This window comes from Novosphingobium fuchskuhlense, from assembly GCF_001519075.1.
Classification (GTDB): Bacteria; Pseudomonadota; Alphaproteobacteria; order Sphingomonadales; family Sphingomonadaceae; genus Novosphingobium; species Novosphingobium fuchskuhlense.
Genome location: NZ_KQ954246.1, coordinates 572,630 through 589,794, shown reverse-complemented (window position 1 = coordinate 589,794; position 17,165 = coordinate 572,630). Strand labels below are relative to the sequence as shown.

At 66.9% G+C, this 17,165-nt stretch carries 12 protein-coding genes; all 12 read right to left on the bottom strand.

The window, feature by feature from the left end; all coding sequences use genetic code 11:
- The 12 genes from AQZ52_RS16650 to cobT all read right to left on the bottom strand — a co-directional run bounded on the left by AQZ52_RS16650 (position 1) and on the right by cobT (position 17,151).
- A complete protein-coding gene (locus tag AQZ52_RS16650) occupies positions 1–1,908 on the bottom strand; it encodes a hypothetical protein (RefSeq protein WP_420806456.1) in 1,908 nt (635 codons plus the stop codon).
- A gap of 74 nt (positions 1,909–1,982) precedes the next feature.
- Positions 1,983–3,812, bottom strand: a complete 1,830-nt coding sequence (locus AQZ52_RS16645; protein ID WP_420806455.1) for a heme-binding protein — start codon at positions 3,810–3,812, stop codon at positions 1,983–1,985.
- Between the two features lie 53 nt (positions 3,813–3,865).
- Entirely contained in the window at positions 3,866–5,305 is a 1,440-nt protein-coding gene (locus tag AQZ52_RS16640; protein ID WP_156425003.1) for a multiheme c-type cytochrome, read from the bottom strand.
- A gap of 213 nt (positions 5,306–5,518) precedes the next feature.
- A complete protein-coding gene (locus AQZ52_RS16635) occupies positions 5,519–6,955 on the bottom strand; it encodes an aldehyde dehydrogenase family protein (RefSeq protein ID WP_067913546.1) in 1,437 nt (478 codons plus the stop codon).
- Between the two features lie 67 nt (positions 6,956–7,022).
- On the bottom strand, positions 7,023–8,696 hold the full coding sequence (locus AQZ52_RS16630; protein WP_067913543.1) for an acetolactate synthase large subunit: 1,674 nt from the start codon (positions 8,694–8,696) through the stop codon (positions 7,023–7,025).
- Between the two features lie 159 nt (positions 8,697–8,855).
- On the bottom strand, positions 8,856–9,794 hold the full coding sequence (locus AQZ52_RS16625) for a D-2-hydroxyacid dehydrogenase (protein ID WP_067913540.1): 939 nt from the start codon (positions 9,792–9,794) through the stop codon (positions 8,856–8,858).
- A 19-nt stretch (positions 9,795–9,813) separates the two neighbouring features.
- Positions 9,814–10,284 (bottom strand): YqhG/Tai3 family protein, encoded by a 471-nt coding sequence (locus tag AQZ52_RS16620; protein WP_067913537.1) that lies wholly within the window; start codon positions 10,282–10,284, stop codon positions 9,814–9,816.
- Entirely contained in the window at positions 10,281–11,735 is a 1,455-nt protein-coding gene (gene cysS, locus AQZ52_RS16615; protein WP_067913534.1) for a cysteine--tRNA ligase, read from the bottom strand. Before cysS ends, AQZ52_RS16620 begins: the two co-directional genes overlap by 4 nt.
- A 47-nt stretch (positions 11,736–11,782) precedes the next feature.
- The gene (locus tag AQZ52_RS16610) at positions 11,783–12,520 is read right to left on the bottom strand and encodes a hypothetical protein (protein ID WP_156425002.1); all 738 of its coding nucleotides are present in this window, start codon (positions 12,518–12,520) and stop codon (positions 11,783–11,785) included.
- Positions 12,513–14,561, bottom strand: coding sequence for a CHASE2 domain-containing protein (locus AQZ52_RS16605; RefSeq protein WP_067913529.1), 2,049 nt, complete (start codon positions 14,559–14,561; stop codon positions 12,513–12,515). Before AQZ52_RS16605 ends, AQZ52_RS16610 begins: the two co-directional genes overlap by 8 nt.
- Before the next feature lie 75 nt (positions 14,562–14,636).
- On the bottom strand, positions 14,637–15,305 hold the full coding sequence (locus AQZ52_RS16600) for a nitroreductase (protein ID WP_338045537.1): 669 nt from the start codon (positions 15,303–15,305) through the stop codon (positions 14,637–14,639).
- Between the two features lie 25 nt (positions 15,306–15,330).
- The gene (gene cobT / locus AQZ52_RS16595; RefSeq protein ID WP_067913525.1) at positions 15,331–17,151 is read right to left on the bottom strand and encodes a cobaltochelatase subunit CobT; all 1,821 of its coding nucleotides are present in this window, start codon (positions 17,149–17,151) and stop codon (positions 15,331–15,333) included.
- Positions 17,152–17,165 lie beyond the last annotated feature (14 nt).

Below are 17,165 nucleotides of genomic sequence, written 5' to 3'. Positions count from 1 at the left end.
TCAGAACGAGAGAGTCGCGTTGGCGAGGACCGAGTAGAACTGCCGCCCGTGTCCCTGCTTGTCGAAGAGATCCTTGAACCCGTCGCCGGCCTTGAGCACCGCGCCCGAGAGGCGGAAGACCACGTTCTGCGCCGCCTTGGGCCGCCAGGTGCTGGCGACCGACAAGTCCCAGCCGATCGAGCGCGGGATCGAGCCTTCGTTGCGCAGCACTTGCAGCACACGGGTGTTGGCAAACCAGAGGTGGTTGGCGTTGGTCGAGACCCGCACGGTGGGCGTGAGATCGAAATCGCCGCCCAGCCCCACCAGCGCGGTGCCCGGGTTGATGAAGTTCGACTGCCCCTGCTCCTTCGACGAGCGCAGCGAATTGAGAATGCCGTTTCGGCCATTGATCGAAATCACGCGCCCACCACCGGCAAAGGGGATCGTCTGGCGGATCCAGTAGGAGGTATCGGCCCCGGCGAACTGCGGGTTCTCGAAGATCGCGTCGAAGCCCTTTTCGGTCTTGTCGTAAGGGTTGCTGTCGCCGCTGGCATAGAGCGCGGAGGCCCGCAGCCGCGCCCAGTTGCGATCGTAGCTCACTTCCGCCGCGCCAAAGAAGGCGCGGATCGTCGCGGGCTCGCTGGTGAGGTAGTTGTTCCGGTCCTTGCCGAACGCGCCATAGATCTGGCCCGTGAGGTTGAGCCGGCCGATATGGCCGTCCACCCCGTAGCCGAGGTAGAGCACCTGATACTTGCGCGGCCTGAGATCGCCGATCAGCGCAGGCCGGACCGGGAAGCCGTTGGCATCGGCAACGATGCGCGTGTCGTGGTTGATGTTCCAGGTCGCCGAAATCTGGCTGGTGAGGCCCACCACCGGGAAATCCTGGCGATAGAGGTTGCCGGTCAGGATCCAGTCCTGCCGCAGCGGCGCGGCGATATTGTTGAGCCCGGAATTGGTTTCCTTCTCGATCCGCCAGAACGCGGCGAGATTGAACTGCATGCGGTTGTTGTCGCGGTTTCCGAAGAGGCGCACGCCGAGCTGGTTGTCGTTGAACAGAAAGCCGCGGAAGTCCGACTGGAACGGCTGGATGCCGACGCGCAGGGACATGAAGTCGAACCGCTTCGTGTCGAACCGGCCGAGGTGATAGTCGATGAAGGCTTCCTGCAGGCCGATGAAGCCATCGGTGCGCTTGGTGCCCTTGGAGGGTTCGACATAGAGCACGCGCCGCTCGGGCACTTCGACATGGTTGATGTTGCCCGCAATCGCCACGCGGTATTCGACGATCGGCGGCTTGAACGCGGTCTCGCCCTTCAGCAGCGAGAAGCCGGCAATGAAGGTCTGGGACAGCACCAGGCTATGGCTGCGGCCGAAGGTGTCGTTGGAATCGGGATCGGTCGTCGTCTGGTTGCCCACGGGAATGGGGAAGCTGCGCGGCTCGATCACCGTGTCGGACACGCCGTTGGCGATGAAGAACCAGTCCTCGCCCTTCAGAAAGCCCGGCTTCTTGCCCGCGGCCAGCGGCCGGTCGCCCTTCAGCGTGTTGTGGTGGAAGGGATCGAGCTTCGAATGGCACATGTACGCGAGGCGCGGGAACAGCGTGTAGAGCGCGGTGTTCACCCGGCCCGTCGCGGTGTCCTTCCTGGGGCACAGCGACGAGGTGATGCGCCAGCGGTCCGGCACGCCGGTATCGACGACGAGGTCGGAAGGGCTGCCCTCCCCGTCCCACTTGTCGTAGAACGCCTCGGGCGGCGGGGCATTCACCGCACCGGGGTTGTCCTGCTCGACCTTGTCGGGAAGCGTCTTCTGATAGCCGGGACGGCGGCGGCCATCGAGCAGCGCGCCCTCGGCGGTGGTGGGTGCGGCGGCTGGCGTGGCGGCGGGCGTCCCGGCAGGCGTCCCAGCAGGCGCCTCGGCCGTCGCGGCGGGCATCGTAGACGGCGCTGCCGCGGCGGCCGGTGCCGCAGCAAGGCCCAGCAAGGGGGCAAGCAAGGCACCGAGAAAGCTCACAGCCCCTCGCAGACATTCTGGGCAGAGCTGCCGAGGAACGGGGCGAACGGGCAGTTCACGAAGCGCAGCCGGACGCCCTGACCGACCTTGACCACGATGCGGTCCGCGCGCGCGGCCCTGGGCGCATTGCCGATCCCGCTGCCCGCCTTCTGGCCGCCGTTGTTCGCGCCGAGGAAGGCAATCATGTCATCCTGGTCGATGCCGTCACCCGAAACGCCGATGGCGCCGACGAGGGTGTCCCCGCGATAGATCGGCACCGAGCCGGGGAAGATCTGGATGCCGTTGGCCAGCCGCTGCTGGCCGCTGGGCGCGAGCGGGATATTGGTGCAGCGATCCGCACCCAGCGTCTGGGCGATCAGCGCGGTCTGGAGCCCGGTGGCGAAGGGGCTGAACCTGGCGATCGGCACCGAAAGCGGGCCATTGGGGCGGCCGACTTCGCCATCGGGGAAATAGGGCCGCGCCAGATTGCCGATGGCGCGCGCGCTGAACGCGGTCTTGCCGGTGAGCGCGGCGCTGTCACCAAGGAAGGCGCGCATGGCCTGCGCCGTCGCGGCAACGCCCGGATCGGGATCCCCCTGGAGCAGCGCGGCCGCGCGGGGGTTGGAGAAGAACGCGGTGGTGCGCGCCTTCTGCAACGAAACGTCGGTGCCGAAGATCGGCGCATCGGGGCTGCGCACCAGCCCGAGCACGGTGCCCCAGCTGTCGACGACCGAAATCGTCACCTGCGCCGGCGTATCGAGCGGGCGGCGGATCTGCGCGCGCGCCCGTCTCATCACCTTGAAGGCCTCCTCCAGCACGCTGCGCACTTCGGCGCTCGTGAGCGCGGTGCCGACCTCGCCGGCATCGGTGCCGCCCCGGATCGGGAAGCGATTGGTGCCTCTCCCGTCGCTCAGCACGAAGGCATCGGGAATCGCGAACTCGGCAGCCTTGGCAAAGCGGAAGCCGCTGCGCTCGGTGCCATAGGCGGTGCCGGCCAGGATCGCGCCGCCGGCATAAAAACCCGGCACCGCGATCAGCGCGCCGGCATTGGAGGATAGCGCGGCGAAGCTCGACTGCAGTGGGTGAAGCTGGCCGGTGTCGGCATCGGCAAAGCGCAAGGTGGAGCCATCGACCGGGATGCGGTCGGCGCGGATCGTGGTGGCGGGCGAAAAGCCCTGCAGGCCAGCCAGCGCGATCACCTCGTCGAGATCGCGGTCGATATCGAGCACATTCGGATCAAACGCATAGATCCCGTCGGCCATCACGCCGACCCCGCCCACGACGACGCCGTTCTTGTAGAGCGGCAGTCCGCCCGGGTCCGCCGCCAGCCCCAGCGGGGAGCGCTTGGGGCCGATCATCGCAGCGGGCGCCGTGGCCGATCCCGGAAAACGCGTGTTGAGATCGGAGCACGGCAGCTGGCTGAACTGCACGCCGAACAGCGGCCCGCTCTCCAGCCCCGGCGTGCTCGGCGCGGGCGGGAAATGCTGCTGCACGATCATCGAGGCGGTGCGGGTGGAAAAGGCGTTCCCGCTCGAGGAGAGATAGGCGGCGGTAACCGCCTTGGCGATGGCACCGGCTTCGGCGGGAAACGTCGTCGCCGGCAGCTGGGTCACGGCCGCGATGCGCATGACCGGATTGGCGCCGGTCATCCGGTAGACCGCCAGCACGTTGCCCACCCGGTCGACCACCGCGATGGTGGCCTTGGCGCCGCGCGCCTTCGCCTCGCCCACCGTCTGTGCGATAACCTTCTGCACGTCGGCAATCGTCAGCGCCTGCCGGGAGGGAGCCTTGTACGGAGCCGCCGAAGCGCTCGCCACGGCCGCCGGGGCAAGGCTGCCCAGCACCATGCCGAGCAGCGCCAGCCAGGCAGCGGCGTGTCCGCCAAGGCGGCTCTGGCCCATCAGCGCAGGCTCCGGATCGAACGCACGGCGCCGCCCAGCGCGCGGCGGAAGGCAATCGGCTGGAACCCGTTAGGATCGCGCACCGCGGCATAGGCCTGGTTGATCTGGAGCCGCAGGTTCCCCGCGCCGCCCGCGCTGACCATGCCCGCATTGACCATTCCGCCCAGCAGCGTGTCGAGCGCCATGACCGACTGGACCGAGCCTTCGTAATCGGTGAAGCGCTCGGAGATGGCGTCGCTGGCGATCGTGTCGATCACCGCGAAGGCCTGCTCGCGGGTGAAGGGCGTGGCGGCAAAGCGCGCGGAAAGGCCCTGCGCGGCCTGCCGCAGCGCCTGCGCCGCCGCCACGGTTTCGCTGCGGCCCACGCCCATGGCGCGGTGGAACGCCTTGGCCCGGGCATCGAAGGTGGCGGCTTCACCGGGCGCGGCGACACGCGCGGCGGCGAGCAGGAGGATCATGTTCTCGTCGTTCCACGGCGGCATGCCGGCGTGGATCGGGCGGCCCGGATTGGGCACCGCGGTCACGTTCGCCTCGTCGCTGTCGATGATGCGGCGGTGGCACGAATGGCAATCGTAGAACGTGAACTCGGGAAACACGCCGTCGTTCGCCTTGGCGGGCTGCATGTAGAGCGCGAGGCTGCGCGACACCGCCTCGGCCTGCCCGATCGCCCACATCTGCAGCGAATTGGTCTTGTGCCCCTTGCGCGCCACATAGTCGGCGTCCTCGTCGTGGTGCTGCTGCAGCGTGCTGAACAGATCGAGCTCGAACGCGATGCGCGGATGGCCGCCCGCCATGATGCGGTGCGCGATGAACTGGCCCGGCCCGTCGCCCGAGAGGTGGCAATCGAGGCAGACCCCGGCGCGGACACGGGGAACCGTGAGGTCGGTCATGCCCTGTGCGACATTGCGCGCATGGCTTGTGCCGACGGTGTAGTGCGTGGCCAGCCAGCCGCCGCCGGTGCCCGCGCCCGCATTGCCGTGGCAGGCCTCGCAATCGACTCCATCGGCAAGGTGTTCGGCGCCCCGCGAGGCGTGGCATCCGGCGCATTCCCGCACGACGCCGGCGCTATCGAGCCCGAGGCGGCGCGCGATGGACTGTCCGCGCGGCTCGCCGATCACGCGCCAGGCGCGGCTGTGCGCACCGGTGGGGGAGCTTTCCTCCTGCCAGCGCAGCACTTCGTCCTGCCGGACCGGGGTGCCGCTGGCGACGCTGCGGCCATGGCAGGTCGAACCGGCGCAACTGGCGACGCCCATGTGCGCGCGCAGCGAGCCGGCTTCGGCACCGGCTTCGGCCTTCAGCGGTGCGGGATGCAGGGCCAGCGCCGAACCGAGCGCCGTGACTGCCAGCGCAAGGCACGCAAGGCCGGCCAGAAACGGAGCCCCCGCCCCGCGACGGAGGGTAGCCAGGAGTGGCCGCGCCAGTTTCGAAATGCCCCGCATTGCCCCTCGTTCCATACGCCCGGCGCAAAGTGCGGAGGAACCGTTGCGGCCCTCACCGCGCGCAGGACGAGACCTAACAGGGCGACCCTTGTCGCCTTGGTTATGCCAGAGCGCGCGTGCCCTTCAAGCGCGGATTTGCCTCAGGCCAGCGCCACAAACACCAGATACCGCCACCTGTCCCGGCCCGGGACGACGTGCGCCAGACTATCTGCGCTAGGCCCGGCGGATCACAAGATTGCGGATCTCGCTCATGTCTTCCATGGCAAAGCGCACGCCTTCGCGGCCGAGGCCCGAATCCTTCACCCCGCCATAGGGCATGTTGTCGACCCGGTAGCTCGAGACGTCGATGACGACGACGCCGCCGACCTCGAGGTGGTCCCAAGCCTCAAGTACCTTGTGAATATCACGCGTGAAGATACCGGCTTGCAAGCCGAATTTGCTGTCATTCACTTCCTCGAGCGCCGCATCCCAGTCGCTAAACTTCGAGAGGATGACGACCGGACCGAAGGCTTCCTCGGTATGGACCGCCATGTCGCGCGTGCAGCCTTCGAGGAGCGTGGCCTCGAGCATCGCGCCCTCGCAGCCACCGCCTGCCAGCACCGTCGCCCCGCCCGCCACCGCTGCGTCGATCCAGCCCTTGAGGCGCTGGGCTTCCTTGGCCGAAATCATCGGACCGATGAAGGTATCGCGCGCCTTGGGATCGCCGGATACAAGTGTTTTTACCTTTTCAGCCAGCATGTTGCGGAAAGTTTCATAGATGCTTTCGTGGATGATCACGCGCTGCACGTGGATGCACGATTGGCCCGATTGGTAATATCCGCCGAACACGATGCGGGCGAGCGCGTGATCGAGATCGGCATCGGCATCGACGATCACCGCGGCATTGCCGCCCAGTTCAAGCACGACCTTCTTCTTGCCGGCCTTGGCCTTGAGCTCCCAGCCCACCCCCGGCGAGCCGGTGAACGAGAGGAGTTTCAGTCGTTCATCGGTAGTGAACAGATCGGCGCCATCGCGGCTCGCCGGCAGGATCGAAAACGCGCCTTCGGGGAGGACGTCGCATTCGGCCAGCACCTCCCCCATGATGATCGCGCCCAATGGCGTGAGGCTCGCAGGCTTCATCACGAAAGGACAGCCCATGGCGATGGCGGGCGCGATCTTGTGCGCGGCAAGGTTCAAGGGGAAGTTGAACGGCGAGATGAAGCTGCAAGGCCCGATGGGAACCCGCTTCCACATCCCCATGTAACCCTTTGCCCGCGCGGAAATATCCAGCGGCTGGACTTCGCCGTAGTTGCGGGTCGCCTCTTCGCTGGCAATGCGGAAGGTGTCGATCAGGCGGGTGACCTCGCCTTCCGCATCGGCGATCGGCTTGCCGGCCTCCACGCAGAGCGCATAGGCCAGTTCATCGAAGCGCTCGATGAACCGCCCCACGCAATGCGCGAGGACGTCGCGCTTCTCGTAGCTCGCCAGCCGCGCCATCGGCTCCGCCGCGCGGACGGCACCGGCGATGGCTTCGTCGATCACGTCGGGCGTCGCCAGCGCGGTGCGGAAGGCGATCTCGCCGGTGAACTTGTCGGTCACGGCCAGATCGGCGTTGGGTTGCACCGCCTTGTTGTTGAGATAGAGCGGATAGACGTCTTTGAGTTGAACCATGGTCGATTGCTCCCCCCTCCCGCCATTTTGACTCATTGGCTTGGGAGGGGTCGGGGGTGGGCCTGCCTTACAGCGCCTTCGACAGCGCCTTGATATCCTTGTTCAGGATCTGGTCGTTCTCCGAATAGTCGACCGGACAATCGATCAGGTGGACGCCCGGCGTATCGCGGCAATGCGCGAGCAGTTCCTTGAGGTGCGCCGCGCTTTCCACCCGGTGGCCCTGCGCGCCGTAGCTTTCGGCGTACTTCACGAAGTCCGGGTTGCCATAGGTCAGCCCGAAATCGGCAAAGCCCATGTTGGCCTGCTTCCAGCGGATCATGCCGTAGCTGCTGTCGTTGAGGATCAGCACGGTGAGATTGAGGCCGAGGCGCACCGCGGTTTCCATCTCCTGGCTGTTCATCATGAAGCCGCCGTCGCCGCAGATCGCCATGACCTTGCGCTCGGGGTACAGCATAGCGCTCATCATCGCCGAGGGCAGCCCCGCCCCCATCGTGGCGAGCGCATTGTCGAGCAGCACGGTGTTGGGCCGATAGGCGGTGTAGCCGCGCGCGAACCAGATCTTGTAGACGCCGTTATCGAGGCAGATGATGCCGTCGTCCGGCATCGCCGCGCGGACCTGGCGGACGAGATGCGGCGGGAAGATCGGAAAGCGCGCGTCGGCCGCGAGCGGGGCGGTGTGCGCCACTTCGGCGGCGCGATATTCCAGCATCTTGCCGCAGGTCCAACTGCCGGAGGGCACGATGTCCTCCTTCATCTGCCAGATCGCGTTGGCGATATCGCCGATCACTTCGATATGCGGGAAATAGACCGGATCGACTTCGGCCGTCTTGGACGAGACGTGGATCACCGTCGGTCCACCATCCCGCATGAAGAACGGAGGCTTTTCAATCACATCATGGCCAATGTTCACAATGCAGTCGGAGTCTTCGATCGCGCGGTGAACAAAGTCTCCGGCAGACAGTGCGGCGCAGCCGAGGAACTTGGGATGCCGCTCGTCGATCACGCCTTTGCCGAGCTGGGTGGTGAGGAAGGGAATGCCGGTCTTCTCGACGAACTGGAGCAGCATGCGCCCCGTCATCGTGCGATTCGCGCCCGCGCCGATCACCAGCACGGGTGACTTGGCGTTCTCCAGCGCATTGACGGCCTGCCGCACGGATTTGGGATCGGCGCTGGGGCGGCGCACCTGGCTGCGCTTGAGGGGCCGCGAATCGGTGTGCTCGTCGGCGATGTCCTCGGGCAGCTCGATATGGGTCGCGCCCGGCTTTTCCTCTTCGGCGAGGCGATAGGCCTCACGCACCCGGCTCGGGATATTGTCGGAGCTGGCCATCTGGTGGGTGAACTTGGTGATCGGGCCCATCATCGAGACGACGTCGAGGATCTGGAAGCGGCCCTGCTTCGATTTCTTGATCGGCTTTTGGCCGGTGATCATGAGCATCGGCATGCCGCCGAGCGTGGCATAGGCCGCAGCGGTGACGAAGTTGGTCGCGCCCGGCCCCAGCGTGGCGATGCACACGCCGGTCTTGCCGGTGTGACGGCCATAGGTCGCGGCCATAAACCCCGCGCCCTGCTCATGGCGGGTCAGCACCAGCTTGATCTTCGTGGAGCGCGAGAGCGAATCGAGGAAATCGAGGTTCTCTTCCCCCGGCACCCCGAAGATGTATTCGCAGCCCTCTTCCTCGAGGCATTCGATGAACAGGTCCGAAGCCTTCTTGCCGCCCGAACCCCTGGCACCTTCGCTCATGTGATCGCTCCCCCAGCGGAGAGCCCGCAGCAGCGCCTCTCCTCAGCCCAACACGGTCGCGACCAGCCGGCGGTTACAGCACGCGCCGTACCGCCTTGGCAGCAGGGGTATCAAAGCCCCGCGCACGAGTCACCCCCGCATGCATCCGGGGCGGCACGATCAGTAGCCGAGCGAGAAATCGACCTGGTGGGTGAGCGGCTCGCCGCGGTGGTAGCGGTCGAGATTGCCGAGGAAGCGCTCGACCGCGCGCTTGAACATCTTGCCCTGCGCCCGGCCGGACAGGTGCATGGTGATGTGAACGTTCGGCATCGACCACAGCGGGTGCTCGGCCGGAAGCGGTTCAGGCGTGGTGACATCGAGGAACGCGCCCGCCAGCTTTTGTGCGGTGAGCGCCGCGACCAGAGCGGCCTGATCGACGACGCTGCCGCGCGCGACGTTCACCAGCACGGCCGAGGGCTTCATCGCGGCAAGCTCGGCCGCCCCGATCATGCCTTCGGTCTCCGCCGTGCCCGGCACCGCAAGGATCACCCAGTCGAACTCGGCGAGCTGCGCGCGCCATTCGCTTGGCAGCAGCGTGCCCTCGCCCGCCGAACGGCGCACCTTGGTCACCTCGACGCCGAAGCCCTGCAGCGCCCGGTCGACCCGCTGGCCGATCTCGCCATAGCCGAGGATCAGTGCCTTGCTTCCGTCCAGTTCGAGCTTGCCGGGCGAATCGGTCAGCCACTCGTGCCGGTCCTGCGCGCGCACCACCTCGCGGTAGCCCTTGGCGATGTTCAGAATCCCCATCACGACATATTCGGCGATCGTCACCGCATTGATGCCCGCACCATTGGTCATGACCACGCCGCGCTCGGCCATGAGCGAGAGCGGCAGGCCATCGACCCCGGCGTAGATGCTGGTCAGCCACTTGAGCTTCGTGGCGCGGCGGATCGCCTCTGCCATCGGCTCGGTGTCCTCCAGATCGAACCAGCCGATCTCGGCCTCGGGCGCGAGGTCCATCAGCTCTTCGGTGTGGCGGAAGAAGCGCGGCTCGATCCACGCCGGCAGATGCGGCTGCACCAATGGTGCGGCGAGCGCGTTCATCACGAGAATGGTCATCGAAGCTGATCCTCTTGATCTAGGTTTGTTTGCGCAAGCCGATGTCCGCCGCCGTCGTCCAGATCAGACTGGCGCGCAGGCCGCCGCGAAAGCCGCTCGCGAACATGTCATCCACCAGCCAGCGCCTGCCCGAACGCTCGAGCAGAAAGCGCAGGGTTTCGCGGCGGCCTGGCGCCTTGCCGAGGCGCACCGTGATCAGGCGCCGCGCGGGGGCCAGCACGCGGCGGGCGGTGATCCGTTCGCCGAGCCCGCCGGCATCCCAATCCTGGCACTGGCAGAGCCAATCGAAGTCCGAGAGGTCGTCAACTTCGTCCGTGGGGGTAACCGCCCGCCAGCGCGCGATCAGGGCCTTGAGGCGCGGCGTGAAGATGGGGCGCTCCCACGCCGCATCGCGCATGTCCGCCTGCCGGAACGGGGCATAGATCGCCGCAATCGCCGCATCGGGGGTCGCCGCAGGGGCGGCCGCGAGGGCGAGCGCGGCGAGGATCATCCGAGCTTCCACTCCCAGCCGAGCGGATCGCCGTCCATGACCTCGACGCCTTGCGCGGCGAGTTCATCGCGCAGCGCATCGGAGCGGGCGAAGTCCTTGGCGGCGCGGGCTTCCCTGCGGGCGGCGAGGATGGCTTCGATTTCGTCGTCGGTGATCGTGGCGGACTTGGGGCGGATGCGCAGATCGGCGCGGGTGAGGTTCAGGAGGTCGAGGCCGAGGACGGCGTCATACTCTTCGACAATCGCCCTTTTGACCTCGTTGGGTTGAAGGCCTGCAAGGACATCTTCAAGCGCCGCGATGGCTTCCGGGGTGTTCAAGTCATTCGAGATCGCCGTCTCGAACCACGTCCTGTTCGCGGCTAGCTCGGTCGCGTCTTGGCGCTGCTTCTTGGTCGAAGGCTGATCAAGTTTTCCAACCGCCATCACCAGCCGCTTCAGCCGCGTCAGCGCCGCTCCCAGCCCTTCCCAGCTGAACTCAAGCTCGCTGCGGTAGTGCGCCTGCAGGCACAGCAGCCGGTAGGCCAGCGGGTGATACCCCTTGTCGATCAGCAGCTGGAGCCGCAGGAACTCGCCCGAGGACTTCGACATCTTGCCGGAGCGTTCGACGAGAAAGTTGTTGTGCATCCACACCTTCGCGCCCGAATTGGCCGCGTCGTCGAGGCCGTTCGTGCAGCAGTGCGCCTGGTTCTGCGCGATCTCGTTGGGGTGGTGGATCTCACGGTGGTCGATCCCGCCGGTGTGGATATCGAACGGGAAACCCAGCACCGCACCCGACATGACCGAGCATTCGAGGTGCCAGCCCGGCGCGCCCTTGCCCCATGGGCTGTCCCATTCCATCTGGCGCGTCTCGCCGGGCGGGGTCTTGCGCCAGATCGCGAAGTCGGCACCGTTGCGCTTGCCTTCCACGGCTTCAATGCGGCCCTCGCCTTCATCGGTTTGGGCGCGGGCGAGGCGGCCGTAGTCGGCCACGGTCGAAACATCGAAGTAGAGCCCGCTTTCCAGCTCGTAGCAGTGCTTTGCCGCGATACCCTTCGCAAAGTCGATCATCTGTTCGACGTAGTCCGTCGCCACCGTCCACTGCGCCGGCTGGCGGATATTGAGCGCACGCACATCGGCCCAGTAGGCCTGCTTGTAGTGCTCGGCGATATCCCAGATTGACTGCTTCTGCGCCGCCGCCATGCGCTCCATCTTGTCCTCGCCCGCATCGGCGTCATCGGTCAGGTGGCCGACATCGGTGATGTTGATGACATGGGTGAGCCTGTAGCCCTTGAAGCTCAGCGTCCGCCCCAGCACATCGGCGAAGACATAGGCACGCATGTTGCCGATGTGGGGGTAGTTGTAGACCGTCGGCCCGCAGGTATAGACGCGCGCCTCGCCTTCATGGACCGGCTGGAAAGGCTCGGCGCGGCGGGTCAGGCTGTTGAACAGGGTCAGCGGGGCAGAAGGTTCCATGCCCCGCGCTCTGCCAGCCTGCGCCTTGCCGGGTCAAGCGCGACAGTTCACTCCGCCGCCGCCGGGGCGTTCGCCAGCACGTCGATCTGCGCGGTGCAGCCCTTCTCCGCCAGCAGCGCGGCGACGGCCACGGGATCTTCCGGCACGTCCGCCAGCAGCCGCGTGGTGATCTTGACCGTCTGGCCTACCGGGCTGGTGAAGCGATAGGTCTGCCCATCGACCACCGGCATGGTGGCAATCGGCCAGAGCTTGATCGCGCTGCCGGCGCGGAAGGTGACTTCGGCGGGCGTATTGTCCGCGCCATAGAGCGTGCCGTTGCCCGTCTCGGCGCGGTTGGGCCGCCACAGCACGACTTGCGCCGGGTCCGCGATGCACACGGTGCCGCCCCGGCTGACGTCGACATACCAGACGTTGTCCGGACGGACGGCTTCGGTCGGCACTTCGGTATCGCCGCGGACGGCCCCGGTGCGCGTGCGCGCGCCGCCCCGCGCGATGAGCGCGGCAAGCGCGGTGTTCGCGCCGCCCGCGGCATCGCGGTTGACGGCATTGTCCATGCGGAAAGACCCGGGGCCGGAGAGGACGCGCGAGCCGGCCTGGTCGATCACCGTGACAGAATCGCCCGCCTTGAGCGTGACCGCCGCGCCTGCGGGCAGCTTGCGCCCCATCGGATAGACCGCCGCCGAGGGCCCGGTCGAGCGGATCACAACGGCCTGCGCATGGGCCACAACGCTCCAGCCGATGCTCATCGCGATCAGCGTTGCTGCAGCAAGGGTGCGACTAGCCAAGGACATAGCTTTCTCCATCATCCAGTTCCGCAAGGCGGCGCGCCAGATTGGCCAGCGCGGGATCCTTGTGGCTGCCTGCCTCGATTCGCGCTGTGAGCGCCTGCACAGCCGCGCGATTTCCCGCAGCATGCGCGGCCACCAGGTCCTCTGCAAGCGTGTGCGCGTCGGGCGCGCCCTCGGGCACGGGCTCGAAGACCTCGACCGGCGTGGCACGCCCGCGCAAGCCGACCTTGCCCATCGGGCGGAAGCCGTCGAGGCCGGAGCGCTCCATCGCCTCCCGGCTGACGAGGATCGTCGTATCGAGCGGCTTGTTCGCGCTTTCCAGCCGTGCCGCCGTGTTCATCGCATCGCCCAATGCGGTATACTGGATGCGCCCGTCGCCGCCGAAATTGCCCACGATTGCTTCGCCGAAATGGACGCCGACGCGGGTGCGGCCGATCGGCGGGACACCGGCGGGGGCACTGCGGCGGAAGTCCTCGCCCGCCTGGTACATGGCGATGGCAGCCTTGACCGCGCGCGCGCCATCATCGGGATAGGCGATCGGCGCGCCCCAGAACGCGACGACCGCATCGCCGACAAACTTGTCGAGCGTGCCGCCGTGTTCGAGCACGACCGCCGAAAGCCTGTCGAGATAATCGTTGAGCAGCCGCGCGATCATTTCCGGTTCGACCGCGTGGGTCAGCTTGGTGAAGCCTTCGAGATCGCTGAACAGGCAGAAGATTTCGCGCTTCTCCCCGTGGAGGCGCAGCCGCTCCGGATTGCGCAGGATTTCACTGGCGACCGAGCGCGGCAGGTACTTGCCCAGCGCGCCTTGCGCGAACTCGCGCTGCGCCGCGTTGATCGCGCGCAGGGCGGAACTCACCGCGACATAGGCGATCAGCCACCCGGCGGGCCAGCCGACAGCGGGAAAACCGAGCGTGTCGAAGCCCGCCTGCGCGACGAGCAACGGACATGCGGCAAACACCGCGATCTGCACGGCAACACCCAGCGCAAGCTGCCAGGGCCGCGCCCGCAGCGCGGCCGTCACCATGCCGAGCAGCACCGCAAGCACGGCGCCCAGGGCCTCCGCCCAGCCCGGCACGCTGCGCGGGAGCGCCTTGTCGAGCAACTGCGCCAGCATCGCGGCGTGCACTTCCACCCCGATCATCCGCGATTGCCCCCCGCGCGGATCGGCGGAGAGACCGGTGCGGGTGAAAGGCGTATCGAACTGGTCGAAATCGGCAAAATCGCCGCCGATCAGCACATAGCGCCCGCGGATCGTATCGGCGACGAGCGGCGCGGTGGCGGGATCGGCGAGGAGATCGATGGGGATCTTCTCGAACACCGGCCGGTCCTTCGCGGTCGGCAGGCGGTAGCGGATCGGCCCGGTGAACCCGGCAAATTGCGGCGCGGCATCGCTCGTCCCTTGCGTCAGCGCCTCGGAGAGGAGCGGCGGCAGACCCGGATAGCGGCGCGGCCAGCGCCGCGCGGCGCCATCACTGTCGGTAACGAGGAGAATGCTGGCGGGCTTGGTCGTATCGGTGCGGACCGCCGCGATATAGCGCCGGAGGTCCTGCTCCTGCTCCCAGGTGATCGCCTCGGGATTGGTGCGGTTGCTGGCAAAGGCGAGGTAGACCGGCGTCGTCATGCCGCGCAGTGCGGCTTGCAGCAGCGGGTCATCGTCCTGCACGCTGTCCATCAGCACGTCGATGCCGATGCCCTTGGCGCCCTCCCCCGTCTGCTTGAGGCCTTCGATCTGCGCCAGCGCCTGCGCCAGCACCGTGCGGTCCACCGGCGAGATCTGCCCGGTCTTGCGGTTGGTCTCGTCGGTATAGACGACCAGGACGATGCGCTTGTCGGTATCGGTACGCGGGGCAAAGCCGGCGGCGCGGACATCGTAGAGCGTGTTTTCGGCAGCGCTGAGGAGCGGCAATTGCCAGCTGCGCAGCGCGGTATAGGTCGCCAACGCAACCAGCAGCGCTGCCACGAGCAGGCGCTGCCAGCCGAGCTGGCGCAGGCCCTGCTGCACCGCCTGTGCCGAAGATCCTCTGGAATCAGGCATCGCCCACCCCCTGCTCTGTGCAGGTGATTAGCGGCCTTGTGCGCTGCTGCCTATGCCGCAGCGCACTTTACCCCATCAGAAGCCCAGGAACTTCACGTTGCCGTCGATCGGCTCACGCTCGCGCTCGAAGTTGTTAACCGGGGACTCTTCCTCGCGGTAGCCGATGGCGATCCCGCAAAAGAAGATATGCGTTTCATCCGAAACGCCGAGGAACTCCTTGATGAGCTTGGCGTATACGGACAGGAACTCCTGCGGGCAGCTGTCCAGCCCCTCACCGCGCAGCAGCAGCATCACCGTCTGCAGCCACATGCCGACGTCCGACCACTGCGGCGGTCCCATGCGGCGGTCGAAATAGCACATCAGCACGGCGGGCGCGCCGAAGGAGACAAGGTTGGCACCCATAAACTTGGTGCGGGCTTCCACATCCTCGCGGCCGATGCCCATCGCAGCGTACATCGCCTTGCCCACACCGTGGAGCCGCGCCTTGCATTCGGGGATCACCTCGGGATCGTCCCAGCTGTATTCGCGCGGGTCCTGCGGCGGCGTTACCGCCATCTGCGCCTGCAGCTGCTTGAGCGGCTCGCCGGTCACGATGGTCGCTTCCCAGGGCTGGAAGTTGCAGCCCGAAGGTGCCCAGCGCGCGGCATCCATCACCCGGCGCAGCACGTCGAGCGGAACCGGCGTATCCTTGAACACGCGGATCGAACGGCGCGACAGTACGGCTTCGGCAACATCCATTGGCATGAATTCCCCCAGTATTTGAGATTTTTCAGTCGTCGTCTTCAAACAGGCCCGCCAACTGCTCGACCATCGTGCCGCCCAACTGCTCGACATCCATGATCGTGACGGCACGGCGATAGTAGCGCGTCACATCGTGCCCGATGCCGATGGCGACAAGCTGAACAGGCGACTGCTTCTCGATCCAGTCGATCACGCGGCGCAGGTGCTGCTCGAGATACCCGGCGGAGTTCACCGAGAGCGTCGAATCGTCGACCGGCGCGCCGTCCGAGATGACCATGAGGATGCGGCGGTCCTCGGGCCGCGCCAGCAGCCGCGTGTGCGCCCAGAGCAGCGCCTCGCCGTCGATGTTTTCCTTGAGCAGGCCTTCGCGCATCATCAGGCCAAGGTTCTTGCGCGCCCGGCGCCAAGGCTCGTCCGCCTTCTTGTAGATGATATGGCGCAGGTCGTTGAGGCGGCCCGGATGTGCGGGCTTGCCACCCGAAAGCCATGCCTCGCGCGATTGGCCGCCCTTCCACGCACGGGTGGTGAAGCCCAGCACTTCGGTCTTCACCCCGCAGCGCTCCAGCGTGCGCGCCATGATGTCCGCGCTGATCGCGGCAATCGAGATGGGCCGCCCGCGCATCGAGCCCGAATTGTCGATCAGCAAGGTGACGACGGTGTCCTTGAACTCGACGTCGCGCTCGATCTTGTACGACAGCGAATGTCCGGGCGAGATGACGACGCGGGCGAGGCGCGCGGCATCGAGCAGGCCTTCCTCCTGATCGAAATCCCACGATCGGTTCTGCTGCGCCATGAGGCGGCGCTGCAGGCGGTTGGCAAGGCGCGTGACGATGCCCTGCAGGCCCTTCAGCTGCGCATCGAGATAGGCGCGCAGGCGGGTGAGCTCCTCCTCGTCGCACAGCTCGGTGGCGGAGACCACTTCGTCGTACTGGGTGGTATAGGCCTTGTATTCCCAGCTTTCCGGGAGATCGGTCCAAGGGCGATTGGGGCGCGTGGGGAGCATGCCCTCCTCGCCCTCGTCGGCCATGTCGGCATCGGCGTCCTCGTCCGAAGCCTCGGTCTGCTCCTGATCCTCGCCTTGCTCGTCGCCTTCGGTGGTCTCGCCCGCCACTTCGCTCGGCTGCTGTTCAGCGCCGTCGTCTGAGGCATCGGGCTGGTCCTCGGCCTGATCGTCCGCCTGCTCGCCCTCGTCTTCGTCGCCGCCGTCATCGGCCTCGTCGGGAGACTTGGTCAGATCGAGGTGGCCGAGCATTTCGAGCGCGAGGCTCTGAAACGCCTTCTGGTCGCCCATCAGATCGGCGAGCCCTTCAAGATCGGCCCCGGCGCGGGCCTCGATCCAGCTGCGCACCATCGCGGTGCCGACTTGCGCGGCCTCGGGCACGGCCTGCCCGGTGAGCTTTTCGCGCAGCAGCATGGCGAGCGCGGTGGGCAGCGGCACGTCTTCCGGCCGGATCGCACGGGTGATCGGGTCGGAAGCGATCCGCACCGTCGTCGCGGCATCGAGGTTGCCGCGGATACCGGCATAGCCATCCGAACCCAGCGCCTCGTAGCGCACCTGCTCGATCGCATCATAGCAGGCGCGCGCCAGAGGTTCGATCGGTGCGGCGCGGCCATGCATCGCCTCGTTATGCAGGCGCAGCTTCAGCGCCATGCCATCGGCAAAGCCGCGCGCTTCGGCCACTTGTGCAGCGGGCAGCGCCCTCCCCGGCATAGGCAGACGCAGGTTCGTTCCCGTCTGGCTCGGCCCGTCGGCGGTCCAGGCGACTTCGAGTTCGGGCACTTCGGCCACCGCGCGCGCGGTGCCGGCGAGAACCGAGCGGAACTGGTCGAGGGGGCTTTCGTCAGGCAAGGTCTGTCTGCATC

What these genes read in the sequence shown, in the direction of transcription:
- AQZ52_RS16650 (WP_420806456.1), bottom strand. Translation starts at nt 1,908, where the DNA reads ATGCCCGCCGCGACGGCCGAGGCGCCTGCTGGGACGCCTGCCGGGACG.
- AQZ52_RS16645 (WP_420806455.1), bottom strand. Translation starts at nt 3,812, where the DNA reads ATGGTGCTGGGCAGCCTTGCCCCGGCGGCCGTGGCGAGCGCTTCGGCG.
- AQZ52_RS16640 (WP_156425003.1), bottom strand. Translation starts at nt 5,305, where the DNA reads ATGCGGGGCATTTCGAAACTGGCGCGGCCACTCCTGGCTACCCTCCGT.
- AQZ52_RS16635 (WP_067913546.1), bottom strand. Translation starts at nt 6,955, where the DNA reads ATGGTTCAACTCAAAGACGTCTATCCGCTCTATCTCAACAACAAGGCG.
- AQZ52_RS16630 (WP_067913543.1), bottom strand. Translation starts at nt 8,696, where the DNA reads ATGAGCGAAGGTGCCAGGGGTTCGGGCGGCAAGAAGGCTTCGGACCTG.
- AQZ52_RS16625 (WP_067913540.1), bottom strand. Translation starts at nt 9,794, where the DNA reads ATGACCATTCTCGTGATGAACGCGCTCGCCGCACCATTGGTGCAGCCG.
- AQZ52_RS16620 (WP_067913537.1), bottom strand. Translation starts at nt 10,284, where the DNA reads ATGATCCTCGCCGCGCTCGCCCTCGCGGCCGCCCCTGCGGCGACCCCC.
- cysS (WP_067913534.1), bottom strand. Translation starts at nt 11,735, where the DNA reads ATGGAACCTTCTGCCCCGCTGACCCTGTTCAACAGCCTGACCCGCCGC.
- AQZ52_RS16605 (WP_067913529.1), bottom strand. Translation starts at nt 14,561, where the DNA reads ATGCCTGATTCCAGAGGATCTTCGGCACAGGCGGTGCAGCAGGGCCTG.
- AQZ52_RS16600 (WP_338045537.1), bottom strand. Translation starts at nt 15,305, where the DNA reads ATGCCAATGGATGTTGCCGAAGCCGTACTGTCGCGCCGTTCGATCCGC.